The organism is Rhizobium mesosinicum, assembly GCF_019511345.1.
Lineage (GTDB): Bacteria > Pseudomonadota > Alphaproteobacteria > Rhizobiales > Rhizobiaceae > Rhizobium > Rhizobium mesosinicum.
In genome coordinates, this window is the sequence record NZ_JAEUAK010000011.1 from 166,091 (window position 1) to 191,556 (window position 25,466).

Consider the following 25,466-nt stretch of genomic DNA (forward strand, 5'->3'; position numbering starts at 1 on the left):
TTGGTCTGACATCCTCGCGGCTTTTGTATTCACGCAATTCCGAACGCAAAACCGCTGCGCACTTTTGCTGGAATTGCTTTACGCCGCGAGCTGCGGTTTGAATCCCACATCCACATAGTAGTTGGTGCTGTTGTAACTGCTCGTCGGGAAGAGCCCCGCCGAGCCATAGGCATAGACGCCGTTATTGCCGGATGGCGCCTTCAGGTCGCCGTTCGTCAGGTCGCTGCTGAAGTAATTGCCGGTCGCCGAATAGTTGCCATTGGTCGAGTAGGACACGACGTAGGTCGTATCCGCCTCTATGGCGATCTGCTGGCTGAGCTGGGCGGTCTGCCAGCCGCTCGCCGTCTCGTTGTCGAACGTGACGCTGCCCAGCAGAGTGCCGGAAGCCGTCCACAGATAGCCGTTATGCGGGCCGGTATTGTCGGCACCCTTGTAGAAGCGGATGGAGGTGATCCAGCCGGCGGCATCGGCCTGGAATTTCATGCCGAGATTGACCGGCTGGTTGTCGTTGACCGAGATGACCGAAGGCGTCGCGTTTGCCGCAAAGAGGTTCTGCTCCGGCCCTGCCGACGGGTTGTTGACGGTGAGCGCGACCTGGGCCGAGGCCGTGCCGCCCTTGCCGTCCGATATCGCGTAGCTGAAGCTCGCCGGCCCCGAATAGCCAGCCGTCGGCGTGAAGGTCACCGTCTGGGCCTGGGCATTCCAGGCGACAGAGCCGTTGACCGCGCCGCTGACGCCGGTGATCGTGAGCGCATCGCCATCGGCATCGGTATCGTTCGCAAGCAGCGCCGAGGCCTGGATGGTAACCGGCGTGCCCGTGTTGGTCGTAAAGCCGCTATCATTGGCGGCGACCGGGACCGCATTCTGCGCCCCCTGCTGATAGAGCACGTCCACCCAATAATTGGTGGCATTGTAGGAAGAGGTCGGAAACAGGCTGCCGCTGCCATAGGCATAGACGCCGTTGCCGCCGCTGACCGAACTTGCCGGCGCCGTCAGCGCCCCGCTCGTATGGTCGGTCGTGAAGTAGTTCGCGGTCGCCGAATAGAAGCCGTTGGAATGGTAGCTCGCCACATAGGTCGTGCCGGCGGTGACGCTGATCGGCTGCGAGAAGGAAACCGTCTGCCAGCCGCTCGCCGTCTCGTCGATGAAGCTTGCCTGGGCCAGAAGCTGGCCGCTCGCCGTCCAGAGCGAGGCGACATGCGTGCCGGTATCCTGGGCGCTCTTGTAATAGGTGAGCCCGGTGATCAAGCCATTGGCCGAAGCGATGAACTTGACGCCGAGCTCGACCGAGTTGGGGTCGTTCGCCGCTGTAACACCCGACGTATCGGCGCCGGTAAACAGGCTCGTCGTCGTGCCGCCGCCCGGCTGCGAATTGACCGTGAGGTTGACGGTGGCGGACGACGTGCCGCCATGCCCGTCCGAGATCGAATAGGTGAAGCTGGCGACACCGGTATAGCCCGCGTTCGGGGTGAAGGTGACGCTGTTCGTCTGGCTGTTGAAGGTGACCGTGCCGTTCACCCCGCCGGTAGCACCGGTGATCGAGAGCGGATCGCCGTCCACGTCGGTATCGTTGGCAAGCAGGCTCGCCGCGGCAATCGAAAGCGCGGTGTTGGAATAGGTCGTATAGCCATTGTCGTTGGCCGCGACCGGCGCCGTATTTGATGTGGACTGGTTGAAGACGACGTCCACCCAGTAGTTCGAGGACTGGTAGCTCGACGTCGGGAATGTCGTGCCCGATCCGTAGGAATAGACGCCGTTGGCGCCGGCAAGGCCGGTCAGCGCGCCGTTCGTATGGGCAGTGGTGAAATATCCCGATGTCGCCACATAGCTGCCGGTCGTGTGGTAGGACGCGATATAGGTCGTGCCTGCCGATATCTGCAGCGGGCTGGAGAAGGTTGCGGTCTGCCAGCCGGAGACAGATTCAGTCCCAAAGCTGACCGTCGCAAGCAATGTGCCATTCGCCGACCAGATCGAGCCCGTATGCGGCCCCGTATCGCCTGATGCCTTATAGAAGCGGATGCCGGTGATCGTGCCGCTTGCCGAAGCCGAGAATTTCATGCCGAGTTCCAGCGGCGAATTTTCCTGGACAGCGCCGCCGGTCGGCCCCTCATTGGCGGCAAACAGGCTCTGGCCGGCCGGACCCGGATCGACAGTGAGGCTGACATTGGCCTGGTCGGTGCCTCCGCGCCCGTCCGACAGCGTGTAGGAGAAGCTTGCAGGCCCTGCGTAATTGGCAGCCGGCGTGAAGGTGACGGTGCCGGCCTGCTTGTTGAGGGTCACTGTGCCGTTCAGCGCATTGCCGACGGCGCTGATCGTCATCGCATCGCCATTGGCATCGGTATCGTTGGCCAGCAGCGAGGCGATGGAGATCGTCAGCGTGCCGTTGCGCGAAATCGTCAGGCCGCTGTCGTCGCCGGCAACAGGCGCACTGTTCGGTCCGGCATCGAAGACCACGTCCACCCAGTAGTTGGACCCGCCGGGGTTCTGGCCCGGGAATGTGCCGGCATTGTCGCTGTAAGCATAGACACCGCCGCCATCGACGGCCTTCAGCGCGCCGCTGGCATAGGTGCCGCTGAAATAATTGTCGGTGACGGAGTAGAAGCCGTTGCTGTGATAGGAGGCGACATAGGTCACCCCGGCCGCAATCTGGACCGGCTGGGAGAACATCACCGTCTGCCAGCCGGAGAGCGATTCGCCTGTCGACACGCCAGTTGCCAGCAGCGTCCCGTCGGCCGACCAGAGGCTGACGACATGCTCGCCGACATTGTAGAAGCCCTTGTAGAAACGGATGCCCTGCACGGAACCCGCGGTCGTCGCCTGGAAGCGCAGGCCGAGTTCGACCGGATCGCGGTCGATCGCCACTTCGGTCGCCGGCTTTTCCGCAAGCGTCCACAGGCCCTGTGTGCTACCTGGCAGTGTGACGGTGACCTGCTTGCCGGCCGAGGGCGTCTCCAGATTGACGCTGTCGTCGACGGCGCGCGACATGACCGTATAGGTGCCGCTTGCCTGGACGACCCAGTTATAGCTCCAGCTCTCGCGGCCGGTCGCCTTGAACCAGTGCTGGCCGCCATCGGTGGAGACTTCCACGCCGGCGATGATGCCGCCGCCGAAATCCTGCGCCGTGCCCGTGATCGTCACATGCTGGCCTTCGACGAAGCTGGCGCCGACGATCGACGAACTGATCGACGAGGTCGGCTTCAAGAGGTCGGTCGATTGGACCGCAAGGAAGAGGCTCGCATCGAGCGTGGTCGGCTGTATGCCCATGTCGGCAAACATGTTGACCATCGCCTGCTGCACGTTGCGGTCGGTCGATGTCGTCGGCCCCTGGTGGTTGTCACTGAGGCCCCAGGACCAGAAGACGGTGCCGGCGCCGAAGACGAGCGCGCCGCTGGCCGCCCGGTACATGGTGAGGCTGTGGGTGGCGACGGCCGAACCGACCGTCGTGCCGTAATCGCGCAGATAGGTTTCCACCGAGATCGACGAAAGCGACAGGTTGACCAGTCCAGCCGGCCGGAAGCCGTTCTCGACATCGGAATCCCACTCGTAGCCGAGCAGGTTCTGCACGAGATTGTAGGTATCCCCTTCATTCAGCTGGGAGACTTCGGTGTTGCGCCAGAAGCGCAGGTTCGAATAGTCGTAGGGGATGGAGATCGTATCCAGGCGGTAGCCGTCGACGGTAAACATCGTACCCGTCAGCGAATTTTCCGGCTGCTGCCCCGGATCGGCATAGCGCGGATCGCGCCAGGTGCCGGTGCCGGTATTGCTCGGATCGGTGCTCGTGCCCCAGGTCTCCTTGTAGCAGACCATGGTGCGGTAAGCCTGGCCGCTGCCGTCGATGCTGCTTTCCCAGCGAACCTTCCAGTAGCATTCGTTGCCGCTCCAGAAGGCGAGGTTGACGCCGGCATCGCGTGCGGCCTCGACATTGGCGCGCTGTTCGGCAGACCAGTATTCGTCATGGCCGACCGAGAGATAGGCGTCGTGGTTCAGCAGCAGGCTGCCGCTGCGCGCCGCATCGACGCCGGAGATATAGGACACGTCGTAGCCGTTCTGCTCCAGCCACGAGATGGCGGAGGATTCGACGCCGAAGATGTAATCGTGGGTGCCGCCGATCGGGCTCGTATTGGTGATGATCGGGCGGTTATAGCTGATCGCCGAGGCCCGGCCGATGGCCTGCAGGCCGCAGCTGCAGTTCGGCGGCAGGTAGCCGATCATGTCGGCGGGATCGACCGGCACGTCGCCATAATAGAGGCTGGCGCCGCCCCAGGCATTATAGGCCTGCCAGGTCGTATCCGAGGTCTGGAAGACGATATCGCTGGTGGAGGCGTCGTCGCGCACGACGAAGGGAATAATGCTCGCGTCCTCGACCCCGTCCTCGCGCACCAGCTTGGCGAAATAGACGCCCGAGACGAAATCGGAAGGGATCTGCCAGCTCGCCGACACCGACCAGTTGCCGCAATCGATGAGACCGAGCGACATGTCGACGATCGGATGCGGCTGGATCTGCGCCGTCGTCAGCTGCTGCTCGATCGAATCCACCTTGCGCGCGCCCATGCCGCCGTAATAGCCCATGCGGTAGATATCGATGCGGTAATGGGTGGAATCCGTGGCGATCTTGAAATCGACCGTCCCGCCGATATTGGTACTGATCTCGGTTGCGAAGCCCTGGATGGTGCCGTTGCCATCGCCCTCCAGCCCCCATTCGCTGATCGGGTTGCCCTGCTTCATGTTCTCGAGCGCGATCTTGTTGAGCGTCACCGCCGGAACCGCAGCCGCCGGCGCTGCGAGCGCCACCGATCCCACGGGAGTATCGGCGGAAACCTCCTGGCTCGGCTGCAGCGAGATGGAGGCGATCGAGGTCTGCATGCTCAACGACTTCGTGCCGGAATCGGCGGCGGGATCGGTCGGTGACGTGGTGGTGGCTGCCGTGCTGCCATCGCTGGTAATCCCTGTCAGCGTCGGCGCCGGCGGCAGCGTCGCGGCTTCCTGGTACGGGTCCGGGCCGAGCACGGTCTGCTCTGTCGTCGTCGTTGTCGTGGTGGTCGTCTGCAGCGCCGGCAGCAGCGCCGCCGTCTTGGTGGACGTGTCCTGCGCGCCGCCGTCGCCCGAAGGCGCCGACATCGGTGTCGGCGTCAGCGAGGCCGTCTGCATGCCGCCCGATGAGATCGACGCGGAAAGCTGCGTGATACTGCCTGTGAAGGAGGACGGGACGACAGCGCCGCCCGGATCGGCAAAGCTGCCCTGACTGGAAAAGCTAAAGGAGCCATCGGCACTCGTGGACGATACGACCGTCGCGCTTCCCAGCACCGCGCTCCAGGCAGACGGTGCTCGACCGATACTCAACGCTCCACCAAATATACTCAGATACTCGAGGTTACTAACGCGAATTCTCCGCATAAGCGGCGTCCCCTTCCCGTCCACCAGCTCCCCGGACCGGCCCCTCAACCGGCCCGGTGAAGCAGCACTTCAAGGGATCATTCTGGCAGTTTTCGCGCGGGACCGTACGACAGCAATCCGGGGTATGCGGGTGGTGCCCCCTACGTCGATATGATGATGCTGCCGTATGGCGGGTTGGCATGGCGGCGGGTTTGCCTGTGGAGGTTGAGAGGAAATTTGGCGTTGCGCGACCGGTCGGGCGCTTGGGATATTCGGGAAGCGTGTGCCTGTGGCTTGCCGCCATCTTCCGACGTGCTCGTGGCCCCCTCATCCGACCCTTCGGGCCACCTTCTCCCCGCCGGGGAGAAGGGACGTTTGCCGCGCCGCCCCTGGCCGAAGCCTTCGTCATTAGCGTGAGGTCGCGCCGCTTGCTCCCTCTTCTCCCCTCGGGGGTTCGAAGGACGGGTCGAGACCCGTGGCTCGACCCAGGTCAGGTGCCCGAAGGGCGGATAAGGGGGCCGCAAGCACGGATATCACCACCCTCGTCCCTACAGCCACGAGGCCGCCGGCCTCATCGCAAGATCACGCCGGAACGTAGCTGAGCCGGATCACGTCCTCGTCGATACGATCGCTGGCAGCAAGGCGCAGCCGCGGCCGGGGCGCGGTGAAGAATGGCGTGCCGTGGCCGAGCACGACGGGATGGAAGTAGAGCTGGTACTCATCGATGAGGCCGAGGTCGGTCAGGCTTCGCGCCAGGTCCGATCCGCCAATGCCGATCTCCCCGGTGAGCCGGTCCTTCAACCCGCGTATGGCAGTTTCGAGGTCCCCTTCGACGAGCGTGGCATTGGGGCCGACCGATGTCAGGGTGCGTGATACGACCCACTTCTGCCGGCTCCGCCACGCCGCCGCGAACTCGCCTCCCGCCGGCTCCCAGTCCGCATGATCTTCGTCCCAATAGCGCATGATCTCGTACATGCGGCGACCGTAGACGATGGCTGCCGCGCCGCGGACGCTCTCGATGAAATGGCGGAACAGTACGGGACCGGGCATGAATCTGTCGTGGTCGATGTAACCGTCCAGTGACACGTTCAATCCGAACACAAGCCTGGCCATGCGCTCCTCCTCGAGACTCCGACCGATTGCGATATACAATCAGTCACAGAATAACCAGACCAATTTCAATTCGCAATCGGTATTTCGAGTGCGAATGACATGAAACGGCCCTCGCCGAGCGCCCGGAAATGCCTAGATATCGCCAAGCCGGAGCTCGATCAGTTCGCGCGCCAGCTCGTAAGTTCCGTTCTCGTCGTCGCCGGAGGCTTCGTCGATGATCTCGGCGGCGGTGCGGTAGACTTCCCGCTCTTCTTCAGGTGAAAGCAACCCCTTGTTGCCAAGAAGCGAGATGAGCGAATTCAAAACGGCGGCAGCCGATAGTGTAATGGCTTCGGATGTGAGACGCGCGGACTCTGGAGACATTTTAGTTCCTCGAACGGTAGAACAACGCTTTAACAATACGTCTTGGCCTGCAACAAGTTCCAAGTCGAAGACCGGCCGGTAAACCGGGTTGATCTTATCGCGACAACAATATCTGCACCACCCCTGAAGATTGCAAGAATTGAACCGGATTCGCTGAAATATTTTCCCGGCGGAAGCGCCATTTTTGCTACTCTAACGGGGAGTTTCATTGCTGCACAATTTTGATATGTGCGGAAATGGCACAGTCATCATGGCGACTTATCCGGCTGCACACTTGCTCATGAAGAGGCCCAAGCGGCTCGGGCTCTCGGATAGCGGCCCTGATCGAGAATGCCGCAATATCGGCGGCCCTGCCGCCGGACTCGTCCAATCTGGTTATGCGACATCCGAACGATATCGAAATGCGTCTGCCGAAGGCCCGATTGCGCTATCCTATTGCTAATCCGTCATAATACTAATCTTCGACGTGCAATCGGTGTATAATGACGTTCGGAGCCTGCTAGCGGTACATGCCGGGGTTCCCATGAAATCGAGGATGCGGTCATGCCTCTGGCAGGCGCGCGACTCCGAAACCCTACCTGGTTCGGAATTCGCGTGACAACCTTATGCTTGTGAGGCAACGCCATGAAACTCCTCCACCCAATGCCAACGCTCCTGGATGAACGGGCCGGCCTGATCGCCGGCTTCACAGCCACGGTCGTACTTTCCATCCTGATGATCGCCAAGAATTCTGCGGGCCTCTTGCCGCAGCTCGATCCAATCGCTGACATCGCGCATCTGGCCCGCCTGCCGGAAGGCACGATCCAGGCCCTGTGGTTCGGGTGGATCGGCCACTTTGCCCTCGGGACGATCATCTGGGGCACCCTCTATGCGGCGATACACGCAGACCTTCCGGGCCTCCCGGTCGTCAGGGGCCTCATTTTCGGAGTCCTCGCCTGGCTCGCTATGATGATCGTCTTCATGCCCATGGCCGGCCACGGGCTGTTTGCACTGTCTCTCGGCCTTCCGGCGATGATGGCCACGCTTGTTCTTCACCTCGTCTACGGTGCAGTTCTGGGCATGACTTACGCCAGGGCTGCGCATGAATAGCATCCGAGGTTGGAAAGGCTGAAAACGTCGACCCGCGTCCGTCAGCGATGAGGGACGCGGTGGCGCGCGGAAGCTCCTGACGGACAGGCACCCTTCAACGACGTCGGACGAGGCCTTCCCCCCACCCTCATCCCTGTGCTTGTCACAGGGATCCAGCCTGCCCAAGTCCTTGGGCAGAAAAGACTCTTTCCCCTTATCTCCTGCCCGCAGAAAGTAATCGCAGGATCATAATTGCCGCAATTTTCTACGGCGCGCAGGACCGTATCAGACATATGCTTGCCCGCATGCTGGCGGGATAGATCTCGGCGGGTCAGTTGCCGGAACCATCGATCACACCCGACCCAGGAACGCGAGCACCCTTTTGATAAGCAGCGCGGTCGCATCAGCGTCATAGGACGCAAGCGAGCTGTCGGCGAAATAGTGCTGGTCGCCGGGATAGAGGAAAAGCTCCGCGTCCTCGGCCGTCTCCACGATCTCGCGGGCGGCGTCGATATCGCCCTCACCGACGAAGACCGGGTCCTTGTCCATGCCGTGGATCTGCACCGGAACGCCTTCCGGCCACGGCCCGAAGGCCCATTCGCCGCTGATCGGCAGGCAGGAGTAGAAAAGCAGGGCTCCGCGGGCGCCTGGCCGTGTCTGCGCAAGCTTCTGCGCCGGCAGCACACCGAACGAGAAGCCGGCATAGACGATCCCCGAGGGCAGGTCGTCGGCAAAGCGGACGCCGCGCTCCCGCATGGCGTCGAATCCGGTCTCACCAATATAGGCGAGACCGTCGTCGATGGTCGGGAATGTGCGCCCGTCGAAGAGATCTGGCGTGTGCACGATATGTCCGGCGGCCCTGAGATCCTCGGCGAAGGCGCGAATGCCGGGGGTGAGCCCCTGTGCGTGGTGAAACAACAGGACCTCGGTCATAGGGAGCCTCCGGATGAGATGGTCTGGCGCGGTCCGGCCAGTCTATAGAGGGATCGCCTCGCCGAGAAGAGCGCGGCGGCGTCACGGGAGCCAAATATCGCCCTCACTTCCCCCTAACCCATTGTTCCTGAATAACTATTTTCGACAATGCGGCAAAAACGGCCAAAATTCCGGCTAAGTCATTGATCCTGAATAAGTGTTCCACTTTCTCCCAAAAATACGCGTAAAGAGATTCAAATCAGGAGGGAGTGCCGGATGACCGGGAAAAATATAAAAGTTTTCCCGCTCTTTCTGCGTCACTTATTCAGGATCAAAGGGTTAGACAGCAATACGCTGATTATAGTTCAGGAAAACTGGATAACCATTTGCACCTAAATCAATATTTCACACAGATCGATTCCAGGCCGGCTCCGTAATATGCCGGCAGCAATCGGCCTCGTCAGGCGAGTCAGCCCCGGCGATCTCGCCGTCTCAGTGACGATGGCTGCGGGCGCGAGGCCAGGGGAAGGCAATGCGTGGATGAGGCCCGTCATCGCGGGGGAAGGCATCGCGGATGTGCTGCGTGTAATACCAGCCGGGCGATGGCGCGGTGATCAGGTTGACGACGACGCCGGGAGGCACGTCGAGATAGCGGCGGTGACCTCGAAGGCGCAGCTCCACCTCGAGGACGTGTGTCGCCGGATCGTAGGCGACCTCCTTGATCAACCGTGATGAGAGTTCCATCCTCGCCACCCTAAAGCAGCCCCCGGATCTCAAGAGCTATCTCGGGAGAGATCTCAGGACTGCGCTTCGCGCTGTTCGGCGGCAGATGCCGCACTTGCTCCCCTGCCCGTGCCCGCCCCGGTGCCGCCGGCTTCCAGCGCCGGGTTCATCGGCTCGATCTGGGATTCGTAGAAGCTGAGCTTGTCCTCGGCGATGCGCAGGCCGACGATGTGGCCTTCGAGAACATTGACATGCGTGCGCAGGCTGCCGTCGGAAAATTCGACGACCAGCCTGGAGGGTTTTTCGCTGTAGCCGATCCTGCTGATTTCCCTGTCCCGGCGCGCCTTTTCCGCAGCACCGATAGCGTTCTTCAGCTTTTCAAGCATCGGCAAGCTCCTTCTGCCATTATCTTCCTCGATGAGATCAATCCCCAGGCGGTGCGCTTTCCCATCCGGGACGGATGGGGCGAACCTCGCCGAGGCACGAAACGCGAGGCTTCCGAAAAGGTTCCCGCCGGCCGCTCGAATTTTATCCGTTCGCTTACCCATTCGCCGGGCCAACCATTGCCGCGTTATCTCCTCGGCAAACCGGGTGTGATGACATGAGCGAACTGACGGCGCGCCAGCGGCGCTTTGTGGAAGAATATCTCGTCGATACTGTGGGCGCGCAGGCGGCGATAAGGGCGGGCTTTTCGCCGCGAAGGGCCAAGCAGACAGCCTACCGGCTCCTGAAGAAACCTGAAATCGCCGCAGCGATCGCAGAGGCGAAGGCGGAGCGTTCCGAGCGCACCAAGATCGATGCGGACTGGCTGCTGACGCGGCTCGCCGCCGAGGCCGAAGCCGATCTCGGCGATCTCTATGACGAGAACGGCGATTTCAAGCCGATCAAGGAATGGCCCGCCATCTGGCGGCAGGGGCTGGTGACGGATGTCGAGATCTCCGCGCTCTATGAGGGCACGGGCAAGGAGCGCCGCGAAGTCGGCCATGTGAAGAAGGTGAAATTCGCCGAGCGGCTGCGCCGGCTGGAGCTGATCGGCAAGCATATCCGCATCAACGCCTTCAAGGAGATCGTCGAGCACAAGGGCCTCTCCGCGCTCGCCGAGCGGCTGGAGCGGGCGCAAAGACGAAACGAGACGCCGGATGACGGCGAGGCGGAGCAGACCTCGTGATGCCTCGCAAGCCCCTGCCCGCGCCCCATGATATCAGCGATCCCAACGACGCGATCATCGAGCTTGCCGCCGCCTGCCGCTTCAGCCCCAAGCGCTGGAGCCGGCTTGCCTGGGACTGGGGCATCGGCGAACTCAAAGGCTACGATGGCCCCCGCCCCTGGCAGGACGAGATCAACGAGGTGATCGGCGCCCATCTGGCCGACCCCGCCACCCGCTACCAGCCGCTGCAGATCGCGGTCGCCTCCGGCCACGGCATCGGCAAATCTGCCGAAATGGGCATGCTGTCGAACTGGGCGATGTCCTGCTTTGCCGATTGCAGGATCGTCACGACTGCAAACACCGAGGGACAGCTGCGCACCAAGACGGCTCCGGAGATCGGCAAGTGGTTCCGGCTCTCGATCACCGCCCACTGGTTTGATCAGCAGGCCATGTCGATCAAGTCGCGCGACCCAGATCGCAGCGAGAGCTGGCGGCAGGATTTCATCTCCTGGAGCGAGCACAATACCGAAGCCTTTGCCGGGTTGCACAACAAGGGCAGGATCATCCTCCTGCTCTTCGACGAGGCCTCGAAGATCCATGACAAGGTCTGGGAAGTGGCCGAGGGGGCGCTGACGGACGAGGACACCGTCATCATCTGGATCGTTTTCGGCAACCCGACGAGGAACAGCGGCCGCTTCCGCGAATGCTTCCGCCGCTTCCGCCACCGCTGGGTGGGACGGCAGATCGACAGCCGCTTGGTGCCCGGCACCAACAAAGACTTCCTTCAACGTCTCGTGGACGATCACGGCGAGGATAGCGATATCGTCAAGGTGCGCGTGCGCGGCCAGTTTCCGAGCCAATCCGCCATGCAGTTCATCTCCGCCGACGATGCCGACCGGGCGCGCAGCGTCCATCTGCGCTCCGAGCAATATGCCTTCGCCCCCGTCATCATCGGCGTCGACCCGGCCTGGACCGGCGACGACCCGACTGTCATCATGCTGCGCCAGGGCCTCTACTCGAAGCGCCTCGCCACCATCCCCCGCAACGACAACGATATCGAGATCGCCAATCTCATCGCCCGGCTGGAGGACGAATACCAGGCCGATGCCGTCTTCGTGGACGCCGGCTACGGCACCGGCATCGTCAGCGCCGGCACGGTGATGGGCCGCTCCTGGCAGCTCGTCTGGTTCGGCTCCACCAAGGTCCTGGACGCCGGCTATTACAATATGCGCGCCTATATCTGGGGCCAGATGAAACGCTGGCTGAAGGCCGGCGGCGCGATCGACCCCGCCAACGAGGTTCTCTACCAGGATCTGGTCGGCCCGGAGACCGTCGCGCGGCTCGACGGCAGAATCCAGCTGGAAAGCAAGGACGACATGAAGGAGCGCGGGTTGCCCTCGCCCAACGAGGGCGACGCGCTGGCGCTGACATTTGCGCAGCCGGTGGCAAAGAGGGTGCGTCACCGGGCGGGGACTGAGGTGAAGGCGGCGGTGGACTATGATGTCTATGGGTAATGCGGGGATGGCGCGGCAAAAACCCCTTCTCCCCACCGGGGAGAAGGTGGCCCGAAGGGTCGGATGAGGGGGCCACAGGCGATGAGCTTGATCTCTCGCTCCCGCCTCCCATCGAGTGCGAATGGTGGATTTGGAAACGTTCGCACGCGCGGCCCCCTCACCCTAACCCTCCCCCCGCTGGGGCGAGGGAAGTGGCAAACGACACTTTCAAGCGTGCGGAAACGGTGCGGCATACCCCTTCTTCCCTGAGGGGCCGAAGGACGGGGCGAGACCCGCGACTGGCGTCTGCCAATGTCGCTAGCATTGAATTCCCCCTCCTGCAGTACGGGGTCCATCGTTGCCAGCAATGTCGCAAGGTCGGTCACGGCCGCCATAGTCTTCCCTTTCGAAAAACTGACGCAGATCATGCCGGACGGCATTCGCATGCCTCCTGAACCCGTCCGACCTTATCATGCTTTCCGGAACCCTAGTCAGGTTTCTACGTCTTCGGCGGATGTCCACATCAAGTCGTCCGCCAAGATGGCCTGAACAACTGCTTTGGCCCTAACGACCGTGTTCTGCCTTTCTCCAAGGCCCATGGTGTCGATTTCTACATGCGCTAAATAGTTTACGACTTCGGCTTCCGGCGCTCCTCCGCGAAGCTTTGCCGCCGCGCTTTTCAGATAATGGTCGTATTCGTCTTCGAAGCCGGATGCAGCATCGTCACGCCAATTCCATCCTTCCGGCATCAGTCCGATAGGATCCCACAGCGACCAACCGATGTCTCTCAGTCTGGATAGACTTGGCTCTGATGAGTGGGATGACGAACCCAACTCCGACAATTCCGACCGGGAGCCTTCTTTGAAACCGCGGATCTGATCGCGGCTCGCAGCCGGCAGGCGCCGTTCACTGGAAACGAAGCGGTGCTCTAACGCCGCGCTTTTTCATAGGGCGACTGCCGGAGCGAAGCAGCGTCAAAACGTGACCATCTTGACACGTGACCATTTAGTCACGTATTATCGTCTGCATGGATGAAATCTTCAACGCCCTGGCGCATCCGCTCCGGCGCGAGCTTCTGGACCGCCTGCGCGAACGGGACGGCCAGACGCTGAGCGAGCTTGAGCGCGACCAGCCCGTCACCCGCTTCGGGGTGATGAAGCACCTCGGCGTGCTCGAAGACGCCCATCTCGTCGTGACCCGCAAGATCGGCCGGGAAAAACTGCATTATCTCAATCCGCTTCCGGTTCAGGAGATCGCGGATCGCTGGATATCGCGCTTTTCTGCGCCTTTCGCCCGCACGATGAGCGACCTTAAAACCGCTGTCGAAAGAAGGGACGCGACCATGGCATCTGCTGCACCGAAACATGTCTGGGAAATGTTCATTCGCGCCACACCGCAAGACGTGTGGGCCATCCTGACCGATGACGAGAAAACGCCGCTCTGGCAGCATTTCAATATGACCTCGAAAACGGAATGGGTCGCAGGCGGCGCCATTACCTTCCAAGTCGGCGACCGCGCGATGATCGTCGGAAAAGTCCTCGAGATCGATCCGCCCCGCCGCTTCGTGCATTCCTTCAGCGCGCAGTGGTCGCCCGATGTCGCCGTGGACCCGGCCTCGCGCGTGACCTGGCTGCTGGAACCCGTTGGCGACAAAGCCTGCAAGGTGACGCTGACGCATGACGATTTCGGCGGAGAAACCGCCACCAGCAAGGCCGTCGGCGGCGGCTGGCCGGAAGCGCTGTCGCGATTGAAGACACTCGCGGAGACCGGCGAGCCTTTCTATATGCCAGCACCCGTATCGGCCTGATCGGGAACGAGCGGATAGTGTTTCCGGCTCTTGCCTTCCGCGGTTTGCAGGCCGCGGCCTGCAAGCCATCGCGTCAAGCCTTCACTCGGCCGAGAATTTGACCGTCACCCCGCGCTGGCGGAAATAGGCCTGCATCAGCTTCCTGCCGGAGCGGTTGTTCTGCACGAGCCTGGCGGGGTCGAATACGGCCTCTTTCTGGCCCGCGCGCGCCAAGGCTGCCTTGAGCGTGGCGATATGCAGGTCGATATCCTCATTGTCGGCACGCAGTGACTCGTAAATGCGGTTTGTTGCATCTGCTACGCTCGGTTCGCTCACTATGACACTCCTGTTGTTATCAGGCTGCCGCTTAACACATTTTTCGGCTTGACCCTATGGCGGCACGGATTAGACCAGAAGTTGCAACGGGCTAATCACAATGTATCATTCTGATTTTATCCACAGGTTTATTCCCCGGCTCCAGGCGTAAAAAATACCGCAGGAGCAGTGATTTCGTGGCGCAAACATCATGACTAACCCAACTGGTCGAATTGCTGCGCTTCAGGCGCGGGGGTCTAATCGTGGTGTCGCGGTGGAGAACGCAGATGAGACGATCACCGGGGCTGGGGCTCGTCTAGGTGCTGGGTGGCGAGCCCCCCACTGTTTCGCCGGCCGTCTGACAAGCTGCGTCAGAAAAGCACTGCCTCGGGGGGACGCTTAGGGATGAACTCCATCTTCGGAAGGTCCGCCAATGCCGCCCTTGCTAGACGCCGACGACCCGAACAGCCTTGATATTGTCTGCGATGTCATCCTGACAGACTGGTATAATGCCGGAGTAGACACCTTCGATATCAGAGATTTCCGGGAAGAAATGGAAGCGCATTATCAGGAGATGGGCAGGCCCGTCCCCGCGGAAATCGCCGATCCCCAAAAGCTCGTTCCGACCCTGCGGCTGCTGCAGGCGCGCATGCACATCGTCAAGCCGACGCGCATTACCGGTATCGAGTGGCAATTCATCCGAAATGGCAATGGTAACGGTAACGGCGATTGGGCGCACCGGCCGCCAAAATAGCGAAAGCTTTCTCCTTTCATACATTTTCGCGTAAAAGTTCGATGGCGATGTCGAAAATCGTCTCCCGCAAACGTCTTCTACATGTTGTGAACGAGGCGATGACCATCGCCATGCCGGCCGCTCTCTAAAGCGAGCGGCGCGGTGCCCGAACCATTGCGACCAAAGGGAGCGAGCATATGGACATGACCGAGTTGAAACCGGCCAAGGAGCTGGCCGCGAAGCGTGTGACGAAGTTCGAAAACGAAAGTCGCGCCTACGCGGAGGCGAGAACCGCACTCCTGGCCGAGGAAATCGAGGTGCGTCGCCATCTTACCCGCCTTGCCGAGCAGCGTCGCCGGCTTCCCCCCGGCCCCATCGTAACGAAGGACTATCGCTTCAAGGATGAAAACGGCGCCGAGGTAGGTCTTGCCGAGCTGTTCGGCGGGCACGATACCCTGGTGACCTATTTCTGGATGTACGGGCCGCAGCGTGAACGGCCATGCCCGATGTGCACGAACTTTCTCGGCGGTGTGAATGGAAACGCCGCCGACGTGAAGCAGCGGGTTGCCTTCAAGGTGCTGGGGCGCAGTCCGGTGGCGCGGCAGAGGGCGTTCGCGCTTGAGCGCGGGTGGCGCGATCTCGATTTCGTGCAGACTGTCGGCGACGACTATGCCCGCGACCTCGGCCTTCTCGACGACAAAAGCGGCGAGTCTCCAGCCTTCACCGTCTACCAGAAGAACGGCGACGGCATACACGTCTTCTATAATGCCGAGATGCCCGACGAAGCGGCCGATCCAGGGCAGGATCCGCGAGGAGCCGTCGACATCGCACCGCTCTGGAACATTCTCGACATGACGCCTGAAGGGCGCGGCACGGATTGGTATCCCAAGCTGGTCTATTGAGATCGGCTAGAGCACTTTCGTTTTCCTCCGAAGCTCGAAAGTGCTCCTCAGGATCTGGCGGTGCCGGAGAGGCGACCGCCAGCTCGAGTGCGCCGAACTCTTGGGATCGGTGGCGTGGAGGATCTCGCGCCCTAAGCGTCGGATTTCAGCTTGCCGCCGACCGCCCAGGAATCCCTGGTGATCTCGGTGATCAGGATTTCCAGCGATTCGGGCGGGCATGCCAGCGTTTCGACGGCGGCCTTGGTTGCTTCCCGCACGAAGGCGCGCTTCTGATCGTCGGTGCGGCCGGGATGCATCTGCAGGTGGAGAATGGGCATATCAATTTCCTTGGTCACGTTGGCAATGTCCCGTCGCCTCGGCGCGGGCATGACGACTATGTTGTAAATCCCGGGGTTGATAAATAAGCTGCAGGTATCGTCATTCGAAACCTGTGGGTATGCAATCATGGACAAACTGGCCGGCATGGCGATGTTCGTCAGGGTCATCGACGCCGGCAGCTTTGCGGCGGCCGCTGAGATCGCGCGCGTGACGCCTGCCATGGTCGCCAAGCATATCAAGGCGATCGAGGCCCGGCTCGGGGCGAAGCTCATCCATCGCACCACGCGGCGCCATCAGCTGACGGAGGTTGGCCAGCTCTACTACGAGCGCTGCAAGCGCGCGCTGGCCGAGGTGGCGCTGGCCGAGGCTTCGGCAAGCGAGCTGCAGTCGGCGCCGCGCGGCCGGCTTCGGCTGGTTGCGCCGGTGAGCTTCGGGACACAGAACCTGGTTCCGGCGCTGATCGACTATCAGAACGCCTATCCCGAGGTCAGCATCGAGCTGTCGCTCGATAACAATGCCCATGACCTCGTCGGCGAAGGTTTCGAACTCGGCATCCATATCGGCCCGCTCTCGGACAGCAACCTGGTCGCCCGCCCGCTGACACCCTATCGGCGGATTCTCGCAGCCTCGCCCGATTATCTCGCCCGCCATGGCCGGCCGGCCTCTCCGGAGGATCTCGCAAACCATCTCTGCCTCGGCCACTCCTATTGGCGCCTGCAGGATCGCTGGCATCTGATCGGCCCGGGCGGCGAAATGCGCGATGTGCTGATTTCCGGAAAATTCTCGACCAACCAGGGAGCGGCACTGCGCATGGCAGCGCTCAGCGGCGCGGGAATCGCGCTTCAGCCGGAACTGCTGCTCACTGCCGACATCGCCGAAGGGCGGCTCGAGCAGGTGCTGCCGGAATGGTCCTACAGGCCTGTCCCGATGTCCCTCGTCTACGCGCCGAACCGGCGGCCGACGGCGATGTTGCGGACGATGATCGATTTCCTGGTGGAACGGTTCGGCTAAAGCATGTCGCGCAAAAGTGTGCAGCGGTTTTGCGGTAACGACATGCATAAAACAAAGACTTAAAGCGTGGCGAGCCAATCTTGGAGATCGCGACACGCTTTAACGAGATCAGCTCCTGGCCTTCTCGGCTATTTCTGCAGGTTCGACATCCGGGTCGTGTCGTACCGGGAGGTTCGCCGCTCATGTGGGCCAAATCCTGCCCTGAAACCCACGAAAACGACGTAAAAGCGCCCCAGTACTCGCAACCCCGCCTAACCCGGCGAGGGGTCAGGCCCGCCGGCGGCTCTTTGGATCAGGCGGGCAACCACTTCGGTTCGGTTCTGCGCCTGCAGCTTGCGCATGATGTGCTGCAGATGCATCTTCACCGTATGCCCCGACAAATTGAGTTTGCCTGCGATGACCTTGTTCGAGCAACCGGACTGCAGCTCTGCCAGCACATCCGCTTCCCGCGGAGTGAAATCGGCGATCGCCAGATACTGCATCCTGTCGTCAAGGCTTTTCTCAGCCTCGCTTCGCACCGGACCGTGTTCGCTTGAGCCGTTTGCGGCAGCCCCCAGCAGCTGCGGGAAAAATGTGCCTCCTGCCAGGACGAGACGAAGGCCGGCAAGGGCAAGGTCGACGGCGAGCGACGTCGAGAAAAGCCCGCGTATGCCCATCTTCAGCGCCCGGCGGGCTATGTTGACGTCGTCGGTGCCTGAGAGCAACGTGACAGGAGCCTCGGGAAAACGTTCGGCGATCGCCGCGAGGTCATCACGCAGGCTGGTGCTCTCGATGCCCCTGCCCGCCAGGTCCAATGCGATCAGACGTACCTCGGCTCCAAGAGCCCGGTCGAGACTCTCGGTCGAAATCAGATCGATGAAATTCCACCCGGCGAGTTCATGCTGAAGAAGCTTCACCACGGTGGTGCGTGTCAGTGTAGAATGCCCAATAATGATCACAGTTGGTGCACTGCGCCCAATACGGCGCTTGGTTTTAACACTGTCGGACACTTGCGTGCTCCCCGGAAGATTTGCAACCCAACAGCTATTCACATTATTCCTGTTCTCGCTTCATGTCATGAGAAAAAATGAGTGTATTGACCGCATCAATAGTCTGATCTCTCATGATAATTCTTATAGTCTATAAGATCTAAGCGAGAGACGACTGAGGATGCAGTGCAATTTTTAAAGCTTATCTAGGGGAGCCGCCACAGCGACTTGTCGTTGCAGACTTTCCGCTCATTGTCGAATTCACGTACGGCAAACGGGTCAACAAAGTTTTCAAAGGCACTGAAAAGGCAGGCGATCTTCTTCAGGTCCCTTCCCGCAAGAGCCGTTGGATGAAACGACCTGCCGATCGGCTGGGCTTTGTATCCATATCTCGATTCAAAGCAGAAGCGGGCCTCGACGGCAAAACGGCCGATGCGAAAAGCGACAAAGAACTTGGCATTGGCGATAACTCATTATGATTACTGATTAACTAGGGGTTTTGACGGCGCATAGATACCGGTTGGCATCGTTTTCACGTTGGCAACATTGCGCCGGCACCGCCAGGCTTTTGGGTGAAGTTGCTCGATGCTCTCATGCAGACCGGCGCAAGAAGCCTTTTTGCTATGACCAGCAGCGATACCGGGCGCGACATCTGATCGAGAAGGTCTTTTGCCGCCTCAAGGATTTTCGTCGTATCGCCACCCGATACGACGAAATGGTCACCAACTTCCTGTCGGCAGTGTCGTTGGCTACCATGAGATCCTTCTGGCTTTGAAAGGAAGCGTCATGCACGCAGTGATGAACAGCGCAAAATGGAACGAACTTAGGTTGGAGATGTACGCGCTAACGCCGACTCCGGCATGGAGCACGCTTTCCACGAACGGCTACAATTACGGGCCTGATCGGGAATGGTTCTACCACTTCAGGGAAGGCGGTTACGAAGACATCGTCCACGTCGATATCCACGTCGAAACACCCTATCAGCGTGAACTTGTCCGATCCGCACCCAGGAAAGTTCATGTGCCGGGCGAGGAGACGCCTCAAGGTTTTCGTGTGTTCGGCTATCTTCAGGATGGCCAAGGCGCCGACTATATTTGAATTTCGCGCTGGACTGATTGAGTCTCAGCCCTGGGACGACGATAAAGCGCAAGATCTGAGAGATTTCGTCAGGGGCCTGCCGCGTCCTGCATTACCGCCTTGGATGGGAAATGCCCTAGCTGTGCATGAAGTCCATGATATCGTCGACGAGAGCCGAATGGGCGGTCGTCAGGTTGCCGTCTCCGCTGTGCCCTCCGATGCCGGCCAGTTGGAGCGCGTGCTGGTCGTAGAGAATATGATCGATCTGCTGGGCATCCGCCGTCCCGCCGGCGGGAACGGCGATGTTGATCGGATGGAAATAGGCGAAATTGACGTCGACCATGCTGCCGGTCGACGATCCGATCCCGCCGCCGCCGCCTGCGTGATTGCCGGTGAAGATCGTGTCCGACGACAGGTTGAAGCCACCGCCATTGCCGCCGATGCCGGCGATCTGCACCGCGCCCTGATCGAAAATGACATTGTTCGTCTGATGCGCCTCAGCCGAGCCGCCTGCGGCGCCGATCGCGATGTTGATCGGCGAGAATATGGCAATACTCACGTCGACCATGCTGCCGACGAAATATCCATTGCCGCCGTGGCCGGCATAGAAGTCGCCGGTCAATGTCAGCGACGTTCCCGGGCTCAACGAGTCATGAACCGCGCCATTATGGTCTCCGCCAGAGCCGCCCATGCCGCCGATCTGGGTTGCGCCCTGCAGGAACAGCGCGTTGTTCGACTGCTCGGCGTGGGCCGTGGCACCCGGGCCTGCAGCCACTGCAGTATTGACGGGCACAAACAGCGCGGTTTCGGTGCTGACGAGCCCGCCGTAGAAGAGCCCCATGCCGCCGCTGCCGGCATGATTGCCGCCCTCGCCGCTGCCGATGACAACGTTGCCGCTGCCGCCATTCCCGCCGATCCCGGCCATTTCGGTCGGATGCTGATTGATGAGCGCATCATTGCCCTGGAAGGCGTCGGCAGACGAATGCGGCCCTGCAATAGCGGCATTGGACGGCATGAAGACGGCGAAAGCATTGGCGCTGATCACGCCCTCGCTGATGCCGTCACCGCCGCTGCCGGCTGAACTATAGGCTGGACCGGAAGCTGCATCCAATGGAAGCCAGGTCGGCACCAACGCCAGATGCCCCGCGGCCACATTGGAGACGAGGTTTTGATCGGTGCCTGCCTTGGGCAAGTCTTCCAATAGGGGACGCGTTTCCGTCATTACCGTCTCCATTCGCGGCCAACCGCACGGCCACCGGGCGTGCAGCGGTATGCAGCCTGAATTGTTCCGGCATTGTGCATCCGAATGCGCAAAAAGCAGAGCCTGCAATTCGTCTACATACCCTCGGCTAGTTCTGTAGCCATTTGGCTGTCATGGCCGCAGCGCCGGTTGTGCGCGTCTGAAAGCACCAAATCGCTCCTTGGATAAGAGGCCCCTGCGGCCCTTCTTCGCGGCGAGACACGAGCGTTTTCCGGCACCGAACAGTATCTCCCTTGCCAAGCGCAGCCGGCACTCCGACACCGACCGAAAACAACGCTCCGTCTCTCCAAGTATACGCCCAAAGGAACGTCGCCGAATATCCGGCTATCTCAGAGATTAAATCCTGCCACTATTCGCCGGCGGCTGTATTGGCTGGCGGCGGCAGACTGAACAACCCACGCCGTAAAGGGGACGCCGTAGAAGAAATCCGGACGAAACCAAGCACCAAGGAGCGACATCAATGCCTATTCCTCAATTATCCGACACGATCTATCTCCACGACCCGATTGCAGGCGACGCGAATGCCGGCAACGGCGGCGACGGCATCAGTAATGGCAACATCGATTATAACCCGGTTGCCTATGTGAGCCCCGTGCAAACGGTCTACGGGGCAGATACCCATCTGCACAACGGCGATCACGTCTGGCAGGGGGCAGATTGGGACGCCGGCGGCGGTGGAGCCGGTGGCTTCAGCCAGGCCCAGAACGGCTTCCTGGCATCGCTCACCAGCGGCGCCGGCGGCGCAGGGGGAGCGGCTCACTCCAACGGCGATCAAGGAAACACGAGCGGCGGCGACACGGCGACCGTGAATGCGGCGACGACTGCGACACAATATACGCAGCTGATGGCCGATCAGCATGCCACCATCCTCGCAGGCGTCGGCGGCAACGGCGGCAACGGGAACAACGCTCTCGGCGGCGATATCTCCTCGGCAGTGGTTCACACCAATCCCGAAACGACGACCGTGAACAATTCTCTCGATCATTTCATAAACGCCTTCGGCCATTTCGACATCAGCCATCTCGGCTCATGAACTAGCGCATCACCCCGAAAATCGGAATCGATCTTCGGAAAGGATTGCGCAGATTCAAAGCGATAGAGCGTCCTAGCGCGTCTGAAAAGACGCGCGGCGCTCTAGCCCTGAGGGTCGCCGGTTTCGGCTGGCGACCCTCCACTATTGCCGACCCTGCAGCAGCCTCTTCCTGTCGGTATCGAATGCAGCGAGATCTGATAATGGCAACGATTTCGATAAAGCCATCGCGCCCGCAGACACATCTCGTTGTCGCGCTGCGCGCCTGTGCCGGGGCCTTCGGGCTGGTCTTCCTCTATAGCTGCGGCTACAATCTCTTTCTTCTGGCGCCTTCCATCTATCTCCTGCAGATCTATGACAGGGTCATGTCGAGCCGAAGCGCCGACACGCTGCTGATGCTGACGATCATCATCGCCGTCGCCGTGCTGGTCGGGTCCATGCTTGATATCGTGCGCAGGGCCGCTCTTTCGCGCATCGGCAGCTGGCTGGACCACAGGCTGCGGCCCATGGTGCTGACGGCATCGTTCGAATATGCCACGCTTGCCGATACCGGATCGGCCACGGAGTGCTACCGCGATCTGGCCTCATTGCGCCAGTTCCTCGATTCACCGGCAAGCTCCCTGTTTTTCGACGTTCCCTGGGCGCCGGTATTCCTGCTTCTGCTCTTTCTCGTTCATCCGCTGCTCGGGACCATCGGTCTTCTGAGCGCAGTTGCGCTTCTCTTCTTTGCGTTCCTGACGGAAGTGGCGACGAAAGAGCCGCTGACCCAGGCCAATTTTGCCCTTTCGAGCAGCTATCTGCGATTTGCGACCGCCCTCAAGAACATCGAGGTGATCAGGGCAATGGGCATGCAGGATGGCGCTGCACAGATCGTCTATCGCGATGCGGAAATGGCCAGAAAGGCACAGGACGTCGCGATGCATCGCACGGAGATCATTCTCGGTTTCTCCAAATCGATCCGCACGCTGGCGCAGATCCTGATGATGGGATCGGCGACATGGCTGGTGCTCGAAAACAGCGGCAGTCCCGGCATCATCTTCGTTTCAAGCCTGCTGCTCGGACGCGGGCTTGCGCCGATCGAGGGCGCAATCGGTGCGTGGCGCTCCCTTACCTTTGCGCGCAATGCCTTCAATCGCCTGAACAGGATGCTGATAACGGTTGCCTCGCAACATGGCGGCCTGACGGTGCCGATGCCGGAACCCAATGGTCTCGTTCTCGATAATGTCGGCTATATCGTCCCATTCGCCAACCGGCCGATATTGAGCGGCATCACATTGCGCCTGGCACCTGGCGATTGCGTAGCGCTCATCGGCCCGTCGGGATCGGGAAAATCGACACTCGGCCGCATCATGGCCGGCGTCGTGCCGGCAACGAACGGATGTGTTCTTCTCGGCGGGGTGGATATCTCGGCCCTGCGCCTTTGCGGGGGGACCCGCCATGTCGGATACCTGCCGCAGGATATCGAACTTTTCGGCGGAGCGATCAAGGACGTGATCGGCCGGCTGGACGGCGGAGATCCCGGCAAGGCGATCGACGCTGCGAAGCTGGTCGGATTGCACGAAGCGATCATGCGGCTTCCCCGCGGCTATGAGACCGATATCGGCGAAGGCGGAAACCTGCTCCTTCGCGCCCAGCGCCAGCAGCTGGGGCTCGCCCGCGCAGCCTATGGAAATCCGTCCCTCATCGTTCTCGACGATCCGAATTCGAGCCTGGATTATGACGGCGAACGCATGCTGTTCAAGGCAATCGAGCGCATGAAATCGCGGGGCATGACCATCGTCATCATTACGCACCGGATGGGAATCCTGCCCGTCACCAACAAGATTGCCATCATGCGCGACGGCACGCTGGCAGCCTTCGGCGACAGCGACCGGATTTACGACACCTATCTTCAACCGCCGTCGCGAACGGGAACATAGGGAAGGACGCTGCCGTGACCCTTGTTCAACTGGACGCAAAGCCGGCGAAATCGTCGAACTGGTCAAGGACCGTCCAGCGCTTCGCCCGGCGGTCGACGGCGAGAGCCGAACGACAGACGGCTTATTTACCGGTCATCGATCCGAAACAGCGCGGCCCTGCGCCCCCCTCGCCCATGCCCGGGCTCAGGAGCGTTGTGCGGACCGGCAACCTGCTGATCCTGGTCTTCATCATTGGATTGGGAATGTGGTCGGCCTTAGCGCCGCTGAAAAGCGCTGCGGTCGCGTCTGGCGTGATCGAGCCGGAATCCAGCCGCAAGACCATTCAGCATCTGGAAGGCGGGATTATCAGGCGGATCCTCGTCAGAAACGGCGACGCGGTCATGGGCGGGCAGATCGTGATAGAGCTCGACGACACCAAGTCCCGCGCCGAGCGCGACAGCATTCAGGGGCAGCTTTGGGACGCCGAGGGAAGCCGCGCCCGCCTGCTTGCGGAGCAGACGGGCAGCGACCGCATTGCCTATCCCGCAGATCTCAGGGCGGCGATGGAGAGATATCCCTCGGTCGGCGCCATCCTGGCCGGGCAAGAGAAAATCTTCGAAGCCCGCCGCCGGGTCATGCAGGCGGAAATCCAGATCGCCAATGAAAAGATCGCGCAGGTGCGGCAGGAGATCGCCGGACTGGGCGCACAGAAGGCGGCGCTCGCCGACAGAGCTGCAATCTCCGGCCAGGAACTGGATCAGGTCGCCACCCTCAACGCCAAGGGACTGGAGAAGAAGAGCAGGCTTCTCAACCTCCAGCGGGAAAAGGCAGACCTCGACGGCCAGCAGGGTCAGGTAGAGGCGCAGATCTCCCGCGCCTACCAGGTGATCAGCGAGGCACAGGCCGATCTCGCAAAGCTCGAGAGCGACCGGCTGAGCGAAGTCGCCCAGGGCATGCGCGATACGGAAGGCCGGATCATGCAGCTGCGCGAGCGCCTGCGGGCGATCGACGACCAGGTTTCAAGGACCGATATCCGCGCTCCCGAAGACGGAACGATCATGAACCTGCGCGTCCACACGGCAGGAGGTGTGATCGGCGCGGGCGAACCGCTCGTCGATCTCCTGCCGCGCGCCGACCGTCTTATCGTCTCTGCCCATGTCAGGCCCGAGGACATGAATCTCGTCCGTGCCGGGCTCGAAGCACAAGTCCACCTCCTGCCATACAATCAGCGGCGCGTTCCGCTCCTCAAAGGTCGCGTCGAATATGTATCGGCCGACCGTCTCACCGATACGCAGACCGGCCAGCCCTACTTTGCCGCGACGATCCGTGTCACTGACGAGCGGCTGGCGAAAATGAGGGATGTCGAACTGGTCGCGGGCATGCCCGCGCAGATACTGATCGAAACGGGCCAAACCAGCGTGGCGCTCTATGCCATCAGACCACTCCTCGACAGTTTCAACAGAGCATTTCGCGAGGACTGACCGTGTGATGGGCAAGAGAAAATTCGACGACGACCAGATTACGGGCATTCTCAGGGAACACCAGGCCGGCGTGACGGTGGCCGATGTCTGCCACAGGTACGGCATCAGTGAGCCGACCTTCTATCGGTGGCAATCCCTGCAGTCGGGAAATCTCGGTCTCTCTGCCAAAAAGTTGAGGGCGCTGGAGGAAGAGAACCAGAAGCTCAAGAAGCTGCTGGCCGAAGCCATGCTCTCGGCGGCAACGCTGAGCGAGATGCTGGCGAAGACATCGAAAGGGTGAAGCTGACTTGCGGATCGAGGTGGTTTGTTTCGCTGTGGGCCGAGGTCCTGATCTTGCGCCCTTTGTGCAACTCGACGAAACCCCTCCCCAACCCCTCCCCACAGGTGGGAGGGGCTTAACCTGCCGAACCCGCTTTGCCAGTCTTCGACGTTTCATGAGAGGCGAGGTGGTGCCGCAAGTTAGCCCCTCCCCCTTGTGGGGAGGGGTTGGGGAG

23 protein-coding genes and 4 pseudogenes are annotated in these 25,466 nt (G+C 61.2%); 16 read left to right on the top strand and 11 right to left on the bottom strand.

The window, feature by feature from the left end:
• Positions 1 to 78 precede the first annotated feature (78 nt).
• From JNB85_RS24880 to JNB85_RS24890, 3 genes are all read right to left on the bottom strand, one after another.
• Positions 79 to 5,394, bottom strand: coding sequence for a DUF4082 domain-containing protein (locus JNB85_RS24880; RefSeq protein WP_220336960.1), 5,316 nt, complete (start codon positions 5,392 to 5,394; stop codon positions 79 to 81).
• 561 nt (positions 5,395 to 5,955) lie between these two features.
• Complete coding sequence (locus tag JNB85_RS24885) at positions 5,956 to 6,486, bottom strand: dihydrofolate reductase family protein (protein ID WP_220336961.1); 531 nt, start codon at positions 6,484 to 6,486, stop codon at positions 5,956 to 5,958.
• Positions 6,487 to 6,618: 132 nt separating this feature from the next.
• Positions 6,619 to 6,849, bottom strand: coding sequence for a hypothetical protein (locus JNB85_RS24890; protein WP_220336962.1), 231 nt, complete (start codon positions 6,847 to 6,849; stop codon positions 6,619 to 6,621).
• A gap of 624 nt (positions 6,850 to 7,473) precedes the next feature.
• Here JNB85_RS24890 and JNB85_RS24895 point away from each other — a divergent pair.
• A complete protein-coding gene (locus JNB85_RS24895) occupies positions 7,474 to 7,938 on the top strand; it encodes a DUF1440 domain-containing protein (protein WP_223216599.1) in 465 nt (154 codons plus the stop codon).
• A gap of 194 nt (positions 7,939 to 8,132) precedes the next feature.
• Positions 8,133 to 8,237: pseudogene (locus JNB85_RS30810) on the top strand (type II toxin-antitoxin system RelE/ParE family toxin); the annotation flags it as partial.
• Positions 8,238 to 8,268: 31 nt separating this feature from the next.
• Here the strand turns inward: JNB85_RS30810 and JNB85_RS24900 are convergent.
• From JNB85_RS24900 to JNB85_RS24910, 3 genes are all read right to left on the bottom strand, one after another.
• Positions 8,269 to 8,850, bottom strand: coding sequence for a dienelactone hydrolase family protein (locus JNB85_RS24900; RefSeq protein ID WP_220336964.1), 582 nt, complete (start codon positions 8,848 to 8,850; stop codon positions 8,269 to 8,271).
• Between the two features lie 471 nt (positions 8,851 to 9,321).
• Positions 9,322 to 9,573 carry a KTSC domain-containing protein gene (locus JNB85_RS24905; protein ID WP_220336966.1) on the bottom strand — a complete coding sequence of 84 codons (252 nt, stop codon included), beginning with the start codon at positions 9,571 to 9,573 and terminating at the stop codon, positions 9,322 to 9,324.
• Positions 9,574 to 9,626: 53 nt separating this feature from the next.
• Entirely contained in the window at positions 9,627 to 9,938 is a 312-nt protein-coding gene (locus JNB85_RS24910) for a KTSC domain-containing protein (protein WP_220336968.1), read from the bottom strand.
• Between the two features lie 215 nt (positions 9,939 to 10,153).
• Between JNB85_RS24910 and JNB85_RS24915 the strand changes: the two genes are divergently transcribed.
• Both JNB85_RS24915 and JNB85_RS24920 read left to right on the top strand, forming a co-directional pair.
• The gene (locus JNB85_RS24915) at positions 10,154 to 10,720 is read left to right on the top strand and encodes a terminase small subunit (RefSeq protein WP_220336970.1); all 567 of its coding nucleotides are present in this window, start codon (positions 10,154 to 10,156) and stop codon (positions 10,718 to 10,720) included.
• Positions 10,720 to 12,213 carry a terminase gene (locus JNB85_RS24920; RefSeq protein WP_222858771.1) on the top strand — a complete coding sequence of 498 codons (1,494 nt, stop codon included), beginning with the start codon at positions 10,720 to 10,722 and terminating at the stop codon, positions 12,211 to 12,213. The genes JNB85_RS24915 and JNB85_RS24920 overlap by 1 nt, the downstream gene beginning before the upstream one ends.
• A gap of 470 nt (positions 12,214 to 12,683) precedes the next feature.
• On the opposite strand, the gene JNB85_RS24925 is transcribed toward JNB85_RS24920, so the two are convergent.
• Positions 12,684 to 12,941: a hypothetical protein gene (locus JNB85_RS24925; protein ID WP_220336974.1), complete on the bottom strand. Its 258-nt coding sequence runs from the start codon at positions 12,939 to 12,941 to the stop codon at positions 12,684 to 12,686.
• 278 nt (positions 12,942 to 13,219) lie between these two features.
• Here JNB85_RS24925 and JNB85_RS31150 point away from each other — a divergent pair.
• Together JNB85_RS31150 and JNB85_RS24930 are read left to right on the top strand one after the other, a co-directional pair.
• A pseudogene (locus JNB85_RS31150) lies at positions 13,220 to 13,528 on the top strand (ArsR/SmtB family transcription factor); the annotation flags it as partial.
• Between the two features lie 54 nt (positions 13,529 to 13,582).
• Positions 13,583 to 13,999: pseudogene (locus JNB85_RS24930) on the top strand (SRPBCC family protein); the annotation flags it as partial.
• 81 nt (positions 14,000 to 14,080) lie between these two features.
• Here JNB85_RS24930 and JNB85_RS24935 read toward each other — a convergent pair.
• The gene (locus tag JNB85_RS24935) at positions 14,081 to 14,317 is read right to left on the bottom strand and encodes a hypothetical protein (protein ID WP_220337014.1); all 237 of its coding nucleotides are present in this window, start codon (positions 14,315 to 14,317) and stop codon (positions 14,081 to 14,083) included.
• Between the two features lie 409 nt (positions 14,318 to 14,726).
• Between JNB85_RS24935 and JNB85_RS24940 the strand changes: the two genes are divergently transcribed.
• Both JNB85_RS24940 and JNB85_RS24945 read left to right on the top strand, forming a co-directional pair.
• Positions 14,727 to 15,047 (top strand): hypothetical protein, encoded by a 321-nt coding sequence (locus JNB85_RS24940; RefSeq protein ID WP_220336979.1) that lies wholly within the window; start codon positions 14,727 to 14,729, stop codon positions 15,045 to 15,047.
• A gap of 176 nt (positions 15,048 to 15,223) precedes the next feature.
• Positions 15,224 to 15,928 (top strand): DUF899 family protein, encoded by a 705-nt coding sequence (locus JNB85_RS24945; RefSeq protein ID WP_220336982.1) that lies wholly within the window; start codon positions 15,224 to 15,226, stop codon positions 15,926 to 15,928.
• Positions 15,929 to 16,059: 131 nt separating this feature from the next.
• Here JNB85_RS24945 and JNB85_RS24950 read toward each other — a convergent pair whose 3' ends face one another.
• Positions 16,060 to 16,296 (bottom strand): 4-oxalocrotonate tautomerase, encoded by a 237-nt coding sequence (locus tag JNB85_RS24950; protein WP_220337015.1) that lies wholly within the window; start codon positions 16,294 to 16,296, stop codon positions 16,060 to 16,062.
• Positions 16,297 to 16,372: 76 nt separating this feature from the next.
• On the opposite strand from JNB85_RS24950, the gene JNB85_RS24955 reads away from it, so the two are divergent.
• Positions 16,373 to 17,257 carry a LysR family transcriptional regulator gene (locus JNB85_RS24955; protein ID WP_220336985.1) on the top strand — a complete coding sequence of 295 codons (885 nt, stop codon included), beginning with the start codon at positions 16,373 to 16,375 and terminating at the stop codon, positions 17,255 to 17,257.
• Positions 17,258 to 17,508: 251 nt separating this feature from the next.
• Here the strand turns inward: JNB85_RS24955 and JNB85_RS24960 are convergent, their stop codons facing one another.
• Positions 17,509 to 18,246: a LuxR C-terminal-related transcriptional regulator gene (locus JNB85_RS24960; protein ID WP_220336986.1), complete on the bottom strand. Its 738-nt coding sequence runs from the start codon at positions 18,244 to 18,246 to the stop codon at positions 17,509 to 17,511.
• Positions 18,247 to 18,575: 329 nt separating this feature from the next.
• Here JNB85_RS24960 and JNB85_RS30980 point away from each other — a divergent pair, with 329 nt between their 5' ends.
• The 3 genes and pseudogenes from JNB85_RS30980 (at position 18,576) to JNB85_RS24965 (ending at position 19,323) form a co-directional block, all read left to right on the top strand.
• Positions 18,576 to 18,704, top strand: a complete 129-nt coding sequence (locus JNB85_RS30980) for a hypothetical protein (RefSeq protein ID WP_262928192.1) — start codon at positions 18,576 to 18,578, stop codon at positions 18,702 to 18,704.
• Between the two features lie 125 nt (positions 18,705 to 18,829).
• A pseudogene (locus JNB85_RS30815) lies at positions 18,830 to 19,000 on the top strand (IS5/IS1182 family transposase); the annotation flags it as partial.
• An 11-nt stretch (positions 19,001 to 19,011) separates the two neighbouring features.
• Positions 19,012 to 19,323, top strand: a complete 312-nt coding sequence (locus tag JNB85_RS24965; protein WP_223216600.1) for a DUF6678 family protein — start codon at positions 19,012 to 19,014, stop codon at positions 19,321 to 19,323.
• Positions 19,324 to 19,438: 115 nt separating this feature from the next.
• Here the strand turns inward: JNB85_RS24965 and JNB85_RS24970 are convergent, their stop codons facing one another.
• Positions 19,439 to 20,524: a hypothetical protein gene (locus tag JNB85_RS24970; RefSeq protein WP_220336988.1), complete on the bottom strand. Its 1,086-nt coding sequence runs from the start codon at positions 20,522 to 20,524 to the stop codon at positions 19,439 to 19,441.
• 499 nt (positions 20,525 to 21,023) lie between these two features.
• On the opposite strand from JNB85_RS24970, the gene JNB85_RS24975 reads away from it, so the two are divergent.
• The 4 genes from JNB85_RS24975 (at position 21,024) to JNB85_RS24990 (ending at position 25,252) form a co-directional block, all read left to right on the top strand.
• Positions 21,024 to 21,596: a PE-PGRS family protein gene (locus JNB85_RS24975; protein ID WP_220336990.1), complete on the top strand. Its 573-nt coding sequence runs from the start codon at positions 21,024 to 21,026 to the stop codon at positions 21,594 to 21,596.
• A 200-nt stretch (positions 21,597 to 21,796) separates the two neighbouring features.
• Entirely contained in the window at positions 21,797 to 23,512 is a 1,716-nt protein-coding gene (locus JNB85_RS24980; RefSeq protein ID WP_220336992.1) for a type I secretion system permease/ATPase, read from the top strand.
• A gap of 14 nt (positions 23,513 to 23,526) precedes the next feature.
• Entirely contained in the window at positions 23,527 to 24,972 is a 1,446-nt protein-coding gene (locus tag JNB85_RS24985; protein ID WP_220336994.1) for an HlyD family type I secretion periplasmic adaptor subunit, read from the top strand.
• A gap of 7 nt (positions 24,973 to 24,979) precedes the next feature.
• Entirely contained in the window at positions 24,980 to 25,252 is a 273-nt protein-coding gene (locus tag JNB85_RS24990; protein WP_220336996.1) for a transposase, read from the top strand.
• Positions 25,253 to 25,466 lie beyond the last annotated feature (214 nt).